This is a genomic window from Aeromicrobium erythreum (genome assembly GCF_001509405.1).
In the GTDB taxonomy this organism is placed as follows: Bacteria; Actinomycetota; Actinomycetes; order Propionibacteriales; family Nocardioidaceae; genus Aeromicrobium; species Aeromicrobium erythreum.
On sequence record NZ_CP011502.1, the window covers coordinates 720,842 to 738,028 of the forward strand.

General features: G+C 69.6%; 17 protein-coding genes. 14 read left to right on the plus strand and 3 right to left on the minus strand.

Annotated elements, in window-relative coordinates:
• Positions 1-12: 12 nt before the first annotated feature.
• From Aeryth_RS03555 to Aeryth_RS03565, 3 genes are all read right to left on the minus strand, one after another.
• On the minus strand, positions 13-633 hold the full coding sequence (locus tag Aeryth_RS03555) for a signal peptidase I (protein ID WP_067854726.1): 621 nt from the start codon (positions 631-633) through the stop codon (positions 13-15).
• Between the two features lie 166 nt (positions 634-799).
• Positions 800-1,327 (minus strand): TasA family protein, encoded by a 528-nt coding sequence (locus Aeryth_RS03560; protein ID WP_067854733.1) that lies wholly within the window; start codon positions 1,325-1,327, stop codon positions 800-802.
• Between the two features lie 121 nt (positions 1,328-1,448).
• A complete protein-coding gene (locus Aeryth_RS03565) occupies positions 1,449-2,621 on the minus strand; it encodes a sensor histidine kinase (RefSeq protein ID WP_067854735.1) in 1,173 nt (390 codons plus the stop codon).
• A gap of 129 nt (positions 2,622-2,750) precedes the next feature.
• Here Aeryth_RS03565 and Aeryth_RS03570 point away from each other — a divergent pair, with 129 nt between their 5' ends.
• From Aeryth_RS03570 to Aeryth_RS03635, 14 genes are all read left to right on the plus strand, one after another.
• A complete protein-coding gene (locus Aeryth_RS03570) occupies positions 2,751-3,569 on the plus strand; it encodes an SCO4651 family lipoprotein (protein ID WP_067854737.1) in 819 nt (272 codons plus the stop codon).
• A gap of 232 nt (positions 3,570-3,801) precedes the next feature.
• Entirely contained in the window at positions 3,802-4,407 is a 606-nt protein-coding gene (rplJ, locus tag Aeryth_RS03575; RefSeq protein ID WP_067854740.1) for a 50S ribosomal protein L10, read from the plus strand.
• A 56-nt stretch (positions 4,408-4,463) separates the two neighbouring features.
• Positions 4,464-4,856: a 50S ribosomal protein L7/L12 gene (gene rplL / locus Aeryth_RS03580; protein WP_067854746.1), complete on the plus strand. Its 393-nt coding sequence runs from the start codon at positions 4,464-4,466 to the stop codon at positions 4,854-4,856.
• A 691-nt stretch (positions 4,857-5,547) separates the two neighbouring features.
• A complete protein-coding gene (locus tag Aeryth_RS03585; RefSeq protein WP_067854749.1) occupies positions 5,548-6,507 on the plus strand; it encodes an ABC transporter ATP-binding protein in 960 nt (319 codons plus the stop codon).
• Positions 6,508-6,560: 53 nt separating this feature from the next.
• Positions 6,561-7,280 carry an MlaE family ABC transporter permease gene (locus Aeryth_RS03590; RefSeq protein ID WP_083516566.1) on the plus strand — a complete coding sequence of 240 codons (720 nt, stop codon included), beginning with the start codon at positions 6,561-6,563 and terminating at the stop codon, positions 7,278-7,280.
• A 2-nt stretch (positions 7,281-7,282) separates the two neighbouring features.
• Positions 7,283-8,113: an MlaE family ABC transporter permease gene (locus Aeryth_RS03595; RefSeq protein WP_067854755.1), complete on the plus strand. Its 831-nt coding sequence runs from the start codon at positions 7,283-7,285 to the stop codon at positions 8,111-8,113.
• Between the two features lies 1 nt (position 8,114).
• The gene (locus Aeryth_RS03600) at positions 8,115-9,578 is read left to right on the plus strand and encodes an MCE family protein (protein ID WP_067854758.1); all 1,464 of its coding nucleotides are present in this window, start codon (positions 8,115-8,117) and stop codon (positions 9,576-9,578) included.
• A gap of 37 nt (positions 9,579-9,615) precedes the next feature.
• Positions 9,616-10,719 (plus strand): MCE family protein, encoded by a 1,104-nt coding sequence (locus Aeryth_RS03605; RefSeq protein WP_083516230.1) that lies wholly within the window; start codon positions 9,616-9,618, stop codon positions 10,717-10,719.
• Complete coding sequence (locus Aeryth_RS03610) at positions 10,716-11,666, plus strand: MCE family protein (RefSeq protein ID WP_067854762.1); 951 nt, start codon at positions 10,716-10,718, stop codon at positions 11,664-11,666. The genes Aeryth_RS03605 and Aeryth_RS03610 overlap by 4 nt, the downstream gene beginning before the upstream one ends.
• The gene (locus Aeryth_RS03615) at positions 11,663-12,838 is read left to right on the plus strand and encodes an MCE family protein (protein WP_067854763.1); all 1,176 of its coding nucleotides are present in this window, start codon (positions 11,663-11,665) and stop codon (positions 12,836-12,838) included. Before Aeryth_RS03610 ends, Aeryth_RS03615 begins: the two co-directional genes overlap by 4 nt.
• Positions 12,835-14,310: an MCE family protein gene (locus tag Aeryth_RS03620; RefSeq protein ID WP_067854765.1), complete on the plus strand. Its 1,476-nt coding sequence runs from the start codon at positions 12,835-12,837 to the stop codon at positions 14,308-14,310. Before Aeryth_RS03615 ends, Aeryth_RS03620 begins: the two co-directional genes overlap by 4 nt.
• Complete coding sequence (locus Aeryth_RS03625) at positions 14,307-15,521, plus strand: MCE family protein (RefSeq protein ID WP_067854767.1); 1,215 nt, start codon at positions 14,307-14,309, stop codon at positions 15,519-15,521. Before Aeryth_RS03620 ends, Aeryth_RS03625 begins: the two co-directional genes overlap by 4 nt.
• Positions 15,491-16,087, plus strand: coding sequence for a hypothetical protein (locus tag Aeryth_RS03630; RefSeq protein ID WP_144433650.1), 597 nt, complete (start codon positions 15,491-15,493; stop codon positions 16,085-16,087). The genes Aeryth_RS03625 and Aeryth_RS03630 overlap by 31 nt, the downstream gene beginning before the upstream one ends.
• Positions 16,084-16,983, plus strand: coding sequence for a hypothetical protein (locus Aeryth_RS03635; protein WP_067854769.1), 900 nt, complete (start codon positions 16,084-16,086; stop codon positions 16,981-16,983). The genes Aeryth_RS03630 and Aeryth_RS03635 overlap by 4 nt, the downstream gene beginning before the upstream one ends.
• Positions 16,984-17,187 lie beyond the last annotated feature (204 nt).

The window sequence follows — 17,187 nt, forward strand, 5'->3', positions numbered from 1 at the left end:
CCACGAAGCAGGTCAGGGGGTGGCGGGCGCGACGCTCGACGGTGCCAGCACCTGCTCGGCCCGCGCCCGACGGTCGCGGCCGCGTCGACCCTCGCGGAGGGCCCGGAGGAGCTCCACGGCGCTGGCGAGCGCGACGAGGCCGGCGGGCACGCCGAGGACGAGCACGCGCACGTCGCGGTCGGCGAGGGCGACGAGCACCCAGCCGACGTGGGGCACGTGGTGCCGGACGACGGGCTGCGTGGGCGCGGTGAGCGAGAACCGCCAGGGGTCGGGCTGCGGGTTCGCATCACCCTGCGTCCGGAGCAGGCGGCCACCGCCCTCCGCGGTGCCGATCTCGATGATGCGGTGCGTCACGAGGTTGGGGACGCCGCTGTCGGCGGGAGGCTGGTAGGTGATCACGTCGCCGACGGCGAGGTCCGCGACCGGCACGGCCTTCTCGAGGACGATCGAGCCCTTGTCGATGGTCCCGGTCATGGAGCCACCGGTGATCACGTAGCGCTGGTAGCCCAGGAGGCTCGGCGCGAGGTAGGCCAGACCGGCGAGGGTCGCCACGACCAGGAGCGCGTTGACCGCCGAGGAGGTGACGCGGCGTGCGGTGCGACGCTCGACGCGGTGCTGCGCTGAGGTGCTCATGGTGCTCTCCCTGCTGGCGGTGGACGGGCCGTGGTGGCTGGTGGCGGTGGAGGTGGTTCGAGGAGGCGCGCGACGAGCGCGCCCCCTCGGGCCCGGCGCTGCGGCCCTCCCCGCGTGCCGGGCGACCCGGACGTGACCCTCCCTCCACGTCACGTCCGGGCTGGTCTCACTGGTTGGTGGTGGTGGCGGCGAGCTGCGTGGAGTCCCAGCTGTAGGCGGCCGAGGCGGTCTTGCCCTGCTGCGTGTTGTCCGCCGTGTCGGCGAGGCGCACCGAGAAGGTGTAGGAGCTGGCGACGCCGGGGTCGACGGTGCCGAGCGGGTTCTTCTGGCCGTCGGTCAGGCCGCCGAAGTTGCCGTCGTAGACCTTCGTGCCCGTCGTGGTGTTGGTGATGGTGAGCGAGAGCGCGTTGTCGGCGAAGCCGTTCGTCGAGGACGTCTCGGTCAGGCTGAACGAGGCCGGCAGCGAACCGGTGTTCGTGATGGTGAGGCTGCCGTTGACGACGTCGCCGGGCTTGATGTTCGACAGCGAGAAGACCGCCGCGTTGTTCTTGGAGTTCGTGTGCGTCAGGGTGCCCGACGTCACCGAGCTGATCGTGTTCGCCGTGCTGGAGGTGAACGTCGCGCCCGAGCCGATGGCGACGGCGCCGGCGGCGAGCAGGGTGGCGAGGGGGAGGAGGACCTTCTTGGTGTTCATGGTGTGGCTTCCTGTGCGGTGCTGCGTGGTCGAGGTGATGTCGACGACGCTACGGAGCCGAGATCCACAGAAGTCCCCCACGAGATCCCCACGCACTCCACGTCTGGGAACCGGTCGGCGGCTACCCCGCGGGAAGCTCGAACCACACCGCCGCGCCACCGGCCGGGGAGTCCTCCGCCCCGACCCGGCCGCCGTGGGCCTGCACGAGCCGACGCGTCGTCGCCAGGCCGATGCCGTGGCTGTCGGGGTCGTCGCCGCGGTCGTACAGGTCGAAGACCTCCCGTCGCCGCTCGGGCTCGATGCCCCGGCCGTTGTCGGCCACCGTCACCCGCCAGGCGTCGCCGTGGCGGTGCGCGGTCACGCTCACCTGTGCCGGGACGCCGGGGCGCGTGAACTTCAGCGCGTTCGTGAGCAGGTTCAGCACGACGGAGTACAGCATGTCCGCGTCGGCGCGGACCGTCGGCAGCATCCCGACCGTCACCGTCGCGCCACCCTGGCGCACCACGGGCTCGAGGTCGGTCAGGGCGAGGGTGAAGACGTGCTCCAGCGGGGTGTCGACGAGGGAGAGGCGTCCGCCGCGCACGGCGAACTCGAGCATCTCCTCGATCATCCGGTTCATGCGACGGCCGGCGTCGGAGACCGCCCGCACGACCGTGCCGAGGTCCCCGCGGGTGGCGACGACCGGCTCGGTCTCCAGAAGCTCCACGTTGGCGAGGATCGCGGTGAGCGGGCTGCGCAGGTCGTGGCTCACCTGCCCGGCGAAGAGCGCCAGGTGGTGGTTGGCGCGCTCGAGCTCCCGGGTGCGCAGCCTCAGCTCCAGCACGTCCATGACCTGCTCGGCCACGGTGCGCAGCGACGTCTCCTGCTCCGGGGTGAGCTCGCGCGCGGACTCGTCGAACAGGCACAGCCGTCCGAGGTGCACGCCGTCGGGCGTCACCAGCGGGGCCGACGCGTAGAACCGAACGGCTCCGATGACGCCCGTGACGAACGGGTTGGTCCGGAAGCGCTCGTCCACGGTGGCGTCCGGCACCACGACGGCGTCGCGCTCGGCCATCACCGCCGCGCACATCGAGTCCGACCGCGAGCACACCGACGGTGCGATCCCCGCCGTGGCGACGATCTGGTGCTGCTGGTCACGCGTGATGATGTTGATGGCCGCGCTGGGCACGTCGCAGGCCTGCGCCGCGAGGTCGACGAGCGCCTGCAGGTCGCGACCGACCGGCTCGGTGAGCACCGCGTAGCGCGCGAGCTCCTGCTCCTGCTGGTCGGTGGTGCCTCCGACGACCTCGATCACGTGTCCTCCTCGCCGTACGTCACGACGCCGCTGCGTGTGACGGGGGTCTCGTCGAGCATGCCAGGATGCCCCCGCGGGAGACCATCCGTCACCTCGCGTACCCCTTCGAGCGGCAGGTACGCTCCAAACATGAACCTTCGCCTCAAGAAGACCACCGCGGCGCTGGCCCTCGTGCTGGCCGCCGGCACCACCCTCGCCGCGTGCGGCGGTGACGACTCCTCCCAGGCGAAGGGCGACTCGTCCTCCGTCGGCGAGAAGGCGTCGACCACGCTCACGAAGGACAACTTCTTCACCGAGGTCTCCCAGGCCCAGCAGGACGCCAAGACCAGCCACGTCGAGATGGACTTCGGCGTCAGCGGCCAGGAGATCAAGGCCAGCGGCGACGTCGCGGTCGCGAAGGACGTCGCCGACACGAAGATGGCGATGAAGATGTCCGCCGGCGCGCAGGGCGACATCGAGATGCGTCTCGTCGACGGCGTGTTCTACATGAACATGGGCCCGATGACGCAGAACAAGTTCGCGAAGATCGACCTCAACGACACGAGCAACCCGATCGGCAAGCAGTTCAGCGGCCTGCTGGACAGCGTCGACCCCTCCAAGCAGATCGAGCAGCTGCAGGGCTCGATCACGAGCTTCGAGCAGAAGGGCGCGGCCAAGCAGATCGACGGCGTCGAGGCCAAGCCGTACGTCGTCGGCGTCGACTCCCAGAAGATCGTCTCCCAGCTGGGCGCGGCCGGCGCGGGCGCGTCGTCGCAGCTGCCGAAGGAGATCGTCTACACGATGTGGATCGGCCCCGACAACCTCCCGCGTCGCATCACGCTGGACCTCGCGGGCACGGCGATGACGATGGACTACAGCAAGTGGGGCGAGGACGTCTCCATCGAGGCGCCCGCCCAGGACCAGATCTCCGACGTCGACCTCGGCCAGATGGGCGCAGGCTCCCTGTAGGTCCCTGCACGCCCTCGCCGAGCCCCCGTCGCACCGGATTTGGTGCTGCGGGGGCTCGTGCGTAGACTGGTGCAGCCGAAGACCGCTGGTCGGGTCCCACCTGGGTCCCGTGAAGTGCCTCGAACGAGGCGGCCCGCGCAGGTGTCCTCATGGTGGTGGGTTCCCAGAGCCTCCCGACGTGCGCATCCCTGCATGGCGTCGGTCGTAGGCAACGACCACCTGAAGGAGACCCATGGCAAACGCGGAGAAGGTCGCCGCCGTCGCCGAGCTCGCGCAGAGCCTGCGCGAGTCGGACGGCATCGTCCTCACCGAGTACCGCGGTCTCACCGTGAAGCAGCTGCAGGAACTGCGGCGCTCGCTCGGTGAGGGTGCGAGCTATGCCGTCGCCAAGAACACGCTGACCAAGATCGCGGCCCGCGAGGCCGGGGTCGAGCTGTCCGAGGACCTGCTGACGGGTCCGACCGCCATCGCCTTCATCAAGGGCGATGTCGTCGAGGCGGCGAAGGGTCTGCGTGACTTCGCGAAGGCCAACACCACCCTCGTCATCAAGGGAGGCTTCCTCGACGGGAAGGCTCTCGACGCCGACGAGGTCAAGAAGCTGGCGGACCTCGAGTCGCGCGAGGTCCTCCTCGCCAAGCTCGCGGGCGCGATGAAGGGCAGCCTTCAGAACGCCGTGTCGCTCTTCAACGCCCCCCTCGCCCAGACGGCCCGCCTCGTGGCGGCCCTCGAGGCGAAGAAGGCCGAGGAGGCGCCTGCCGCCGACACTGCCGACGAGGCCCCCGCGGCCGAGACGGCGCCCGAGGTCGAGGCTTCCGCCGAGACCGACTCCGAGGGCTGAACGCCCGATTCACATCGGGACCCCCTCGGGGTCTCACCAACGAAAGGACGCCAATCATGGCGAAGCTCAGCACCGACGAGCTGCTCGACGCATTCAAGGAACTGACCCTCATCGAGCTCTCCGAGTTCGTGAAGGCCTTCGAGGAGACCTTCGAGGTCACCGCTGCTGCCCCCGTGGCCGTGGCTGCTGCGGGCGCCCCCGCGGCCGGCGGCGGCGCCGCCGAGGAGGCTGCGGAGCAGGACGAGTTCGACGTCGTCCTCGAGTCGGCCGGCGACAAGAAGATCCAGGTCATCAAGGAGGTGCGCGGTCTCACGAGCCTCGGCCTGAAGGAGGCCAAGGACCTCGTCGAGGGCGCTCCGAAGCCCGTCCTGGAGAAGGTCAACAAGGAGACCGCCGACAAGGCCAAGGAGGCCCTCGAGGCCGCCGGCGCCACGGTCACGCTCAAGTGATCTGAGGCTGTCAGCCTGACGTCCGCAGTGACGTCGACGAGGACCCCCGTCGCCCCGGGACACCGGGTGCGGCGGGGGTCCTTCGCGTCCTGCCGGTAGAGCCGCTCGTCCCGAGCGTCCCTGTGTCGTCGGCACGCGGACGCAGAACGCTGCTCGAGATCCACAGCACCGCAGACGCACGACCCTGCATTCGTGCGTACCAGGGCGAACCTCTCTGCGTCCGCGCCGGGATACCGCAGCGGACGCAGCATCCCTGGGGTCCCAGCGCACGGACGCGGAACCTCGTGCTCGACGCGACCCCGGTCCGAGATCACGTGCACCGCGGCTCGCTCCCACCTCCACACGAACCCACACCGCTGCGGGAGCGGACCGCCGACGACCGCACCCCGCGGACCCACCGGTCACGGGTCGAAAGTCCCTGCGCCGGCCTCGACGACGGCCGGGTAGCAGCCCCGTGACGGCGCGGGCGACGAGTCATGACGGTGCCGTCCACGTGACGGATGCCACCTTTGTCACCCCGAGTTGCATGAGGTACGGTCGCTGAGACCTGCGACACGTTACTGACGAGTCAACTCATGAGGGAGTTCTCGTAACCGGCGTCGCACAGTGTCGTTACAATAGGTGGTCCGGGTCACATCGACCCGGACCCCGTGGTGAGTGTCCGGGTCGCGCTGGAGTGGAGGAGGGGTCCGTGGGCGTCGAGGTCAAGGTCGAGAACCTGACGAAGAGCTTCGGGTCGCAGCTGATCTGGGGAGACGTCTCGTTGACGCTGCCCGCGGGTGAGATCTCGGTGATGCTGGGTCCGTCGGGTACGGGCAAGTCGGTGTTCCTGAAGTCGCTGATCGGTCTGCTGAAGCCCGACGAGGGCCACATCTGGATCGAGGGCGTCGACATCGCGACGTGCAAGGAGAAGGACCTCTACGAGATCCGCAAGCTGTTCGGCGTGCTGTTCCAGGACGGCGCCATGTTCGGCTCGATGAACCTCTTCGACAACTGCGCGTTCCCGCTGCGCGAGCACACCCGCAAGTCCGAGTCCGAGATCCGACAGATCGTCATGGACAAGATGGACATCGTGGGTCTGGCCGGCGCGGAGATGAAGCTGCCCGGCGAGATCTCCGGCGGCATGCGCAAGCGCGCCGGCCTGGCGCGCGCCCTCGTCCTGGAGCCGGAGATCCTGCTCATCGACGAGCCCGACTCCGGCCTCGACCCGGTGCGCACCGCCTACATCAACCAGCTCTTCATCGACCTGAACGCGCAGATCGACGCGACGTTCCTGATCGTCACGCACGACATCAACTCCACGCGCACCGTCCCGGACAACATCGGCCTGCTCTACCACAAGCACCTGGCGATGTTCGGCCCGCGCGAGATGCTCCTGTCCTCGACCGAGCCGGTCGTGGCGCAGTTCCTCAACGCCCAGCGCGTCGGCCCGATCGGCATGTCCGAGGAGAAGGACGCCGCCGAGCTGGCCGCGGAGGCCGAGCTCGACATGCCGCCCCTGCCGCCGATCCCGCGCCAGCTCGAGCCCTCCGACGGTCGTCCGCGGGCCGGGCAGCGCGAGCCGGGCGCCTGGTGCCGCGAGCACGGGATCACGCCGCCCCCCGGCTCCTTCGAGGAGAACATGAGCCTCGCGCCGGGTGCCACGGCGTGAGCGCAACGAAGCTGACGGCTCCCGCACGCGTCGCGGGTGGGCTGTTCGCCTTCATGCTCGACGTCACCGTCGCGCTGTTCCGGCGTCCGTTCCAGCTCAAGGAGTTCCTGACGCAGGCGTGGTTCATCGTCACCGTGACGATCGTGCCCACCGCCCTCGTCTCGATCCCCTTCGGCGCGGTCATCGCGCTGCAGGTCGGCGGCCTCATCAAGCAGTTCGGCGCCCAGTCGTTCACCGGCTCCGCGGCCGTGCTCGCGGTGGTGCGCGAGGCCGGCCCGATCGCCACGGCCCTGCTGATCGCGGGCGCCGCCGGCTCGGCCATCGCCGCCGACTTCGGCTCGCGCAAGATCCGCGAGGAGCTCGACGCGATGATGGTGCTGGGCATCGACCCGATCCAGCGCCTCGTCGTGCCGCGCGTGCTCGCCTGCATGCTCATCGCCGTCTTCCTGAACGGGTTGGTGACCATCGTCGGCGTGGCGGGCGGCTACGTCTTCAACGTCGTCCTGCAGGACGGCACACCAGGGGCGTACCTGGCGTCGTTCACGGCACTCGCGCAGCTGCCCGACATCTACCAAGGCATGGTCAAGGCCGTCATCTTCGGCTACATCGCCGCGATCGTGGCCTCCTACAAGGGCATGAACGCCAAGGGCGGGCCGAAGGGCGTGGGCGACGCGGTGAACGAGGCCGTGGTGATCACGTTCCTCCTGCTGTTCATCGTGAACTTCTTCGTCTCGGCCATCTACATCCAGCTCGTGCCGCCGAAGGGGATGTGAGCATGGCGACCAAGGTCAGCGCGCTCTACGAGCGCCCCGCAGCCGCCCTGGAGGGCATGGGCACGCAGCTGCTCTTCTACCTGCGCGTCCTGCGCGCGGTGCCGTTCACCATCAAGAACTACAGCCGCGAGATCCTGCGGCTGCTCGCCGAAGTCACGCTCGGCTCCGGCGCGCTCGCCGTCATCGGCGGCACCGTCGGCGTCATCGTGGCCATGTGCTTCTTCACCGGTACCGAGGTCGGCATCCAGGGCTTCGCCGCGCTCGACCAGCTCGGCACGTCGGCCCTGTCCGGCTTCGTCTCGGCCTACTTCAACACCCGCGAGATCGCGCCGATCGTGGCCGGCATCGCCCTGGCCGCGACCGTCGGCTGCGGCTTCACCGCCCAGCTGGGCGCCATGCGGATCTCCGAGGAGGTCGACGCGCTCGAGGTCATGGCCGTGCCGTCGATGCAGTTCCTCGTCACGACCCGCGTGCTCGCCGGCCTCATCGCCGTCATCCCGCTGTACGTGGTCGGCCTGCTGTCCTCCTACTTCGCGACCCGGCTGACCATCACCCAGTTCCTGGGCCAGAGCACCGGCACCTACGACCACTACTTCCAGACGTTCCTGCCCCCGGGCGACGTGCTGTGGTCCTTCGGCAAGGTGCTGATCTTCGCCGTCGTCGTCATCCTCATCCACTGCTACTACGGCTACTACGCCTCCGGCGGCCCCGCCGGCGTCGGCGTGGCCGTGGGGCGCGCCGTCCGAACCTCGATCGTCGCGGTCAACGTCGTCGACCTGCTCGCCTCCATGGCGATCTGGGGCACGACCGTCACCGTCAGATTGGCGGGTTGACATGGCTGCCACACCCCTCGCCGAGCGCCCCACCAGCCTCAAGCTCCTCGGAGCCGCGCTGGTCGCGATCATGCTGTTCTTCATCTGGCTGACGTTCGCGTTCTTCTCCAAGACCTTCGTGGCCTACGACGACGTCACCGTCGACACCGGCACCGCCGGCCTCAACCTGCCCGAGAACGCCGACGTGAAGCTGCGCGGCATGATCGTCGGCGAGGTGCGCAAGGTCGAGCCGCACGACGGCGGGGTGCGCATCGTGCTCGGCATGAAGCCCGACCTCATCGACGAGGTGCCGGCCGACGTCACGGCCGAGATCGTCCCGAAGACGCTGTTCGGTGAGAAGTACATCGCCCTCATCCCCGCCGACGACGCCGGGCCGGAGAAGCTGAAGGCCGGCGACATGATCGCGCGGGCCGAGGTGCCGATCGAGGTCGAGCAGCTCCTCAACGACCTCTACCCGCTGCTGCAGGCCGTCGAGCCCGCCGAGCTGTCCTCGACGCTGACCGCGGTGTCGCAGGCGCTCGAGGGTCGCGGCGAGAAGCTCGGCCAGACGCTGGTCCAGGCCAACGAGTACCTGACCGCCCTCAACCCCGACGTCCCGACGCTCGTCACGGACCTCACCAAGCTCGGCACGGTCTCCGACGGCTACGCCGCGCAGATGCCGACCCTCGGCCGGCTGCTGCGCAACACGGTCGTCACCGGCAACACGGTGGTCGCCAAGCGCACCCAGCTCGCGGCGTTCTACAACGAGGGCACGCGCCTGGCGAACACCCTGACCGACTTCACGAAGGCCAACGGCGACAACCTCGAGGTCCTGGCCAAGCAGAACCGCGTCATCCTCGGCGTCACCGCCGAGTACGCGAGCAGCTTCCCGTGCTTCACCGGCGGCATGGCCACCGTGCTGCCGAAGCTGAACAGCGTGCTGCGCAACAACACGGTGCACATCGACCTCGAGACGCTGCCGCAGCAGCCGACGTACTTCGGCTTCGACGAGAACGCCCGCATCCCCAGCAACCGGCAGATCGAGCAGGCCCCGCAGGCCGACCCGAGCAAGGTCGAGTACATCGACGCGCCCGACAAGAAGCGCGGCAAGCTGCCCAACACGATCGGCGCCGTCTGCGAGGACCTCAAGATCTTCAAGCAGAACGCCGACGACCCGTCGAAGTGGCCCTACAGCAAGTCCGACCCGTTCGAGGTCTCCCCGGAGGTGTTCAAGCTGATCGGCGTGCGGAACAGCCACAACGGCAAGTTCGGCACCGATGCCGACTACCAGCGTGCCGCCGTGTCGAGCCTGGACGCGGCAGGCTTCTTCAACCCCAGCCTCGCCGACACCGACACGCCCCAGCAGCGGGCCGAGGTGCGCAGCCTCGCCGCCGCGATGGCCGGCGTCGACGAGGACCAGGTCCCCGACGCCGCCTCGCTGCTGCTCAGCCCCATCCTGCGAGGCACGGAGGTGAAGGCGCCGTGAACCGCCGTCAGACCGTCCGCGCCGAGGAGGTGAGCCGATGAGCAGGATGCTCGACAAGGAGTCGATCAGCGCGATCGTCAAGCTCGCGGTGTTCTTCGTCGTCACCGGCACCGCCACCGCCATGCTCATGCTCACGCTGAGCAACGGCAGCCTCGGTGCCAGCAACGAGTACAAGGCCGTCTTCTCCGACGTCACCGGCGTCGCGAAGGGCGACGACGTGCGCATCGCGGGCGTCTCGGTCGGTTCGATCAAGTCGGTGAAGATCCACGACACCGACGAGGCCATCGTGACCTTCTCGGTGCGCTCGACCACGCCGCTGACGAAGGACACGATCGCCCAGCTGCGCTTCCGCAACCTCGTCGGCCAGCGCTACCTGGCGCTGTTCCAGGGCGGCGACGGCGACACGTCACGGCTCGCGCCCGGGTCGACGATCCCGCAGGACCGCACGGAGGAGGCGCTCGACCTCAACGTGCTGCTCAACGGGTTCAAGCCGGTCTTCCAGGCGCTCTCGCCGGAGGACACCAACAAGTTCGCCTTCGAGATCGTGCAGACCCTGCAGGGCGAGTCCGGCAACGTGCAGAACCTGCTGGCGCGCACCGCGTCGCTCACCAGCACGCTCGCCGACCGCGACCAGCTGATCGGCGACGTCGTCGTGAACCTCTCCGACGTGCTCGACACGATCGGCAGCCGTGACCAGCAGCTGACGGCGACCATCGACACGCTGCAGCAGTTCATCACCGGGCTCAAGGGCGACCGCGAGGCCATCCTCGGCTCGCTCGACTCGATCTCCGACCTCACGACCGAGACCTCGAACCTGCTCGTCGAGGGCCGCCCCGACCTGACGGCCGACGTCAAGCAGCTGCGACGACTGACCGGCAACCTGTCGAAGAAGCGCAACCTCGACACCCTCGAGTCGGCGCTGCAGATCCTGCCGATCAAGATGGAGAAGCTCGGCAACCTGGCGTCGAACGGCAGCCTGTTCAACTTCTACGTCTGCGAGCTCAACGTCGACGTCAGCCAGCTCACCGGCACGCCGCTCGACGGCCTGCTCGACGGTCTCCTGAAGCAGCTCGGCTCGCTCAAGGCCGGTGGCGACCGCTGCCGCACCGGCGGCAACGAGTACGGGAAGGCCGCGTCATGAAGCCGTTCCGCGAGCGCAACCCTGTCATCATCGGCTTCATCGGCTTCGCCGTGATCGCCATGCTGCTGGTGGCCGCCTTCCGTGCCGACCGGCTGCCGATCATCGGCGCGGGCGACACCTACCACGCCGAGTTCGCCGAGATCGGTGGCCTGAAGTCCGGCAACGAGGTCCGCGTCGCGGGCGTCCCCGTCGGCAAGGTCCGCGACATCGAGCTCGACGGCAACAAGGTCAAGGTGACGTTCAAGGTCGACAAGGGCACCCGCCTCGGCCGCGAGACCGCCGCCGAGATCCGCATCCGCACGCTGCTCGGTGCACAGTTCCTGGCGCTGCAGCCGTCGGGCTCGGGTCGCCTCGAGAAGGGCGGCACGATCCCGGAGTCGCGCACCACGCCACCCTACGACGTCGTGCAGGCGTTCTCCGACCTCAGCACCACCACCGAGGCGCTCGACGTCGACCAGATCTCCCAGGCGCTGGAGACCCTCTCCGACGTCGCCGCGCAGACGCCGGAGGAGTTCCGTGGGGCCATCCGCGGCGTCTCCGACCTCTCCCGCAACCTCGCGGCGCGCGATGAGCAGATCAACACCCTGCTGAAGAACCTCAAGAAGGTCACCGGCGTCATCAACGCCCGCGACGACCAGCTCGTGGCGCTCGTCAAGGACTCCTCGGTGCTCTTCGACGCGATCAGCGCCCGGCGCGAGGCGATCCACCGCCTCCTCGTCTCGACGCAGGAGATCTCCGCCCAGCTGACCGGTCTGGTCAAGGACACGGAGGCCGACCTGCAGCCGGCGTTGCGCCAGCTGCGCACCGTCACCACCATGCTGGCGCGCAACGAGCAGAGCCTCGACCGGGCGCTCACCGTGATGCCCGGCTTCCTGCGGGTCTTCGCCAACGCGCTCGGCAACGGGCCCTGGTTCGACACGTACGTCAAGATCGGAGGGGCAGGATGAGCAGGCTCGCCGGTGCCGCACGCATCCTCACGGTGCTCGTCGCCCTCGTGCTCGTCGTCGGACTCGTGATCGTCTTCGGGCAGCGCGACGCGAAGAAGACCATCACCGTCGACTTCACCCAGACCAACTCCCTGTACGAGGGCTCCGACGTCCGGATCCTCGGCGTGGCCGTCGGCACCGTCGACCGGCTCGTGCCCCGCGGCAAGACGGTGCGCGCGACCATCTCCTACGACGCCTCGGTCAAGCTGCCCGACGACGTGAAGGCCGTCGTGGTCTCCCCGTCGATCGTCGGCGACCGGTTCGTCCAGCTCGCCCCGGCCTACGACGGGGGAGCGGTCCTCAAGGACGGCGCGCGCCTCGGCGTGAGCCGGACGGCCGTCCCGGTCGAGCTCGACCAGGTCTACAAGTCCCTCGACGACCTCTCGGTGGCGCTCGGCCCAGACGGCGCCAACCGCAACGGCGCCGTCAGCGACCTCGTCCGCGACACCGCGAAGCAGCTCGACGGCCAGGGTGCCCAGGTCAACGAGACGCTGCGCAACTTCGGCAAGCTCAGTCAGACGCTCTCCGACAACAAGGACGAGCTGTTCGGCAGCATGCGCGAGGTCGACCAGTTCGTGCAGCTCCTGCAGACCAACGACCAGTCGGTGCGCGACTTCTTCGACAGCACCGCCCAGGTCTCGACCGTCCTGGCGGGCGAGCGCGAGGACCTGCAGGCCACCATCAAGGCCCTCGGCGATGCGCTGGTCGAGGTCCGCCGACTGGTGCGCGAGAACCGCTCGGAGCTGCGCGGCAACGTCAAGCAGCTGGCGACGGTCGCGCGCGTGCTCGGCGACCACCAGAAGGACCTCGAGCAGTTCACGATCAGCGCGCCGACGGCCCTGTCGAACGTCGCCCTCGCCTACAACGGCAACACGGGCACGCTCGACAACCACGCCGACGTGCTCCAGCTGCTGCTGGGTGCCGTGGAGGACCCGGGCGACCTGCTGTGCAACATCAGCGAGAACCTGCCGATCGACGTCAAGGAGCCGTGCGACGTCCTCGGCGGCGTGCTCGACGACCTCCTCAAGCCGATCACCGGCGGACTGCCGCTGCCGCGCGCGGCCGTGGCCAACGCGCCGTCGCCGGACCGCACCGACACGTCGCTGTCGCAGATGCTGGGGGTGGAGCGATGAGCCTGCGCCGACGCGGCCTGCGGGCCGCCGCCGTGACCGCCGGGAGCGCCGTGCTCCTGTCGGGCTGCGGCTTCTCGCCCTACGAGCTGCCGCTGCCCGGTGGCGCGGACCTCGGGTCCGACCCGTACACCGTGACCGTCCAGTTCCGCGACGTCCTCGACCTCGTGCCGCAGAGCGCCGTGCGGGTCAACGACATCGCGGTCGGCAAGGTCACCAAGATCCGGCTCGACGGCTGGACGGCCACCGCGACCCTCGAGATCAACCGCGACGTCGAGCTGCCCGACAACGCCGAGGCGCAGATCCGCCAGACCAGCCTGCTGGGCGAGAAGTTCGTGTCGCTGGCTCCGCCGTCCACGGGGGGCGAGGGCAGGCTCGGCAACGGCGACCGCATCCCGCTCGACCGCTCGGGGCGCAACCCCGACATCGAGGAGGTGCTCGGCGCGGCCTCGCTGCTCTTCAACGGCGGTGGCCTCGAGAAGACGAACACGATCGTCAAGGAGCTCAACAAGACGCTCGACGGCAACGAGCCCGAGGTCAAGCAGCTGCTGCAGAGCACCACGACCTTCATCGGGCAGCTCGACGAGAACAAGGGCGAGATCCTGACCGCCCTGGAGAAGGTCGACAACCTGGCCAAGGCGACCAAGGCGCAGGAGGGCGCGATCACCCAGGCGCTCGACGAGCTGCCCGAGGCGCTGCGCACCCTCGACGCGCAGCGTGACGACCTCGTCGGCCTGCTGCAGTCCCTGGACCGGCTGAGCGACACCGCGACGGGCGTCATCCGACGCTCCAAGGACGACACGCTGGCCGTGCTGCGCGACCTCGAGCCCACGTTGCGTGAGCTCGCGAACGCCGGCGACGACCTCGCCACGGCGAGCCAGCTGATCTTCACCTACCCGTTCACCGACGCGATCGCCGGCGGGTCGCCGGCGCGTGCCAGCAGCCCCTGCACGGCCTACGACCCCGCGGTCCCGGCCACGCAGAACAAGGCGCTGCTGCGCAAGCAGGTCGCCGAGGGCGCCTGCTACGGCGACTTCATGAACCTCGACATCAACCTGTCGCTGAACACCGGGCAGCTCACGAACCTCGTGGAGGGCCTGCTGTCGCTCGGCAACACGATCGGCTCGGCGAAGCCCACGGGCTCCTCGGCGCCCGCCTCGGGCGGGTCGGGCTCCGGCGCGGCCGGCGCTCCCGCCAACCAGCTCGTCGAGCTGGTCGAGGGCCTGACCAGCCAGGGCGACACCGGCCTGCCGTCGCTGCCGGGCACCTCCGACGGCACCGGCTCACAGCCGTCGCCGTCGGCCAGCCCGTCGCCGTCGGCGTCCACGTCGTCCCGCGGCGGCTCGTCCTCCGGCGGTGGAGGCGGTATCTGTTCCCTGCTCGGCAACTGCCGGGTCACGACGACGAGTGAGCTCATGGCCACGCAGACCGAGGACGTCGCGCGGCTGGTGCTCGGACCGGTGGTGCAGCGATGATCACTCGCCTGACCAAGATCCAGCTGGCGATCTTCGCGATCATCGTCGCCGTCGGCGCGACGTTCGTCGGCGGCAAGTACGCCCAGCTCGACCGGCTCTTCGTCGACCGCACCTTCCCCGTCACGGCCGACTTCGCCGACTCCGGCGGCATCTTCGCCGGGGCCGAGGTGACCTACCGCGGCATCGCGGTCGGCAAGGTCAAGCAGCTGAAGTTCACCGACGACGGCGTGAACGTGGTGCTCGACATCAACAAGGACGCGCCGAAGATCTCCTCCGACGTCGTGGCCACCGTGGCCAACAAGTCGGCCATCGGCGAGCAGTACGTCGACCTCTCCCCGCGTACGAACGAGGCACCGTACCTGAAGGCGGGCACCACCATCCCGCGCTCGGACACGCGCATCCCGATCGACACCACGACCCTGCTGCTCAACCTGAACTCCTTCGTCTCCAGCATCGACACCCGCAGCCTCAAGACCGTCGTCGACGAGCTCGGCACCGCGTTCGAGGGGACCGGACCCGACCTCGAGCGCATCCTCGACACGTCCTCGGAGTTCATCACCGCGGCGCAGGAGAACCTCGGCGTGACGCAGCGGCTGATCCGCAGCTCCTCGGGCGTCCTGCAGACGCAGATCGACAAGCAGCCCCAGCTCGAGACCTTCGCGAAGAACCTGGCGCTGCTCTCGGACACCCTCGTGGAGTCCGACGGCGACCTGCGACGCCTGGTCGACGAGGGACCGTCGGCGGCCAAGACCGTCAACGACACGGTCGCGGAGAACGCGGCGCAGCTGCGCACGATCTTCGCCGACCTGCGCAGTGCGACCGAGCCGCTGGCCCGCAACTCCAAGAGCCTCAAGGCGCTCGCCATCGTCTACCCGTACGTGCTCGAGGGCACCTACAGCGTGGTCGCCCCGAGCAAGAGCACCAAGGGGGAGTGGGACGCCCGCTTCGGCCTGGTCATCACCAACCCGAGCGACACGAGCAACCCCAAGCCGTGCGACGAGGACGACAACGGGCAGCGACCGCGGCGCGAGCCGATCGAGGTCTACGACATGCAGTTCGACGTGGACGCCGGCTGTATCGTCAAGGACAAGGTCCCGCGCGGGCCCGACAAGACCGTGATCAACCGTGATCGGGCCGCCGTGGGAACCGGGGCCGACGCCTCCGGAAAGGACTCGTGGACGTGGCTGCTGCTCGGACCGGCGATCCGCTGACCGCGCGCAGGAGTTCCACCCCCCTCGTCGTCATCGCCGTCCTCGGCGTGCTCGTCGGGGTGGCCGGGCTGCTCGTGCCGCGGTTCGTGGGAGGTGGCGAGGACGCCGAGCGCGACGCCGTCGTGGCGCGCGTCAACGACTTCGCGACGACGTACAACACCTACGACGTCGCCGACCTCGCGAGCTACCAGAAGCGGATGAAGCCGCTGCTGACGCCGGCCTACGACAAGGAGTTCGTCCGCGTCACGAACGCGGTCTTCGGCGCCCTCGAGTCCAAGGACCAGAAGAGCGGCGACGCGAACGTGCTCGCCGTCGCCGTCGACTCGATCGACAAGGACTCCGCCATCGCGATCGTGGCCGTCGACGCGTCGATCACGACGTCGTCCGACGAGACCGCGGTGCAGCGCCGGTTCCGCTGGAAGGTCACGCTGTCCAAGTCCGACGGCGACTGGCGGGTCAGCCAGTTCGACACGGTGGTGCCGCTCGACGCGTCCACCGATCCCGGGTCCGGCGGCGCGAGCCCGTCGCCGTCGGCCTCGCCGTCCGCGTCGCAGGAGGGTCAGTGAGCACGCCCGAGGGACCGAAGAAGCGCCGCAGGATCGCGGGGGAGTCGACGCCGGGTGCGGCGCGGCCGCCCGTGCCGGCGAAGAAGGTCGTGCGTCGCCCGGTCGCACGCCCGGGCGCGCCGGTCGAACCCGAGCCGACCCCGGACGACGAGCCGACTGTCGAGGAGCAGGAGGCCGCGCAGCCCACGCCCCCGACGGCTCCCCGCGTCGCACCCCGGGTGGGACGGCGCAACGACCGGCGCACCGGTGCCGCCGGCGACGTCGCAGCGTCCGCCCCGAGTGCGACGCCGGTCGAGGACGAGCGCGTCGACGACGCCGCTGCCGAGGCCCAGCGGTCGGGCTCCGATGCGCGCGCGGACGTCGAGTCGAGCGACGCGGGTGCCGGCGCAGGTCGCCGGGCCCTCGACCCCGCGCGCATCGTCCTGGTGGGCGTGGCCGTCCTGGCCGTCGTCTTCGGTGCGTTCTTCGGCTACCGCGGCGTGGCCGACTGGCGCGAGACCCACGGGGTCGACGGCGCCCACGACAAGGCCGCCGAGGCGGCCGCCTCCGCCGCGGAGACGATCTTCACCTACCGCTACGACCGCATCCAGCAGTACCTCGACGACTCCAGCGACGTCATGACCTCCTCGTTCGCCAAGGACTTCGAGAGCATCTCGCCGGCCCTGCGCGACCTCGCGCCGCAGCGCAAGATCCAGGTGAAGGCCACGACCCGCGACTCCGCCGCGATGTCGTGCGGCGACGACTGCCGCCGCGACCGCGCCACCGTGCTGGTCTTCGTCGACCAGGCGCGTCTGGCCGACGGCTCCGAGGTGCCGACGGTCTTCGGCAACCGGGTCGAGATGACGATGGTCGAGCGCGACGGACGCTGGCTCGTCGGCGACATCAAGGCGCTCTGAACCGGCGCGTCGGACCCGCCGGGCGCCTCCGGTCCGTCCCTCCTGCGGGCGCTGCGCAGGCTCCACGCCACGTCGGATCGCCGCGCGGACGGCCGGCGACCCCTGGCGTTGCAGTCCTTTCGGGCCGTGAGCCTGCGGAGCGGCCGAATACTTTGGCCCATCTCAGGCTGGTTGTCAAGGACCAGGCTTGCGCGCGTGTGGACG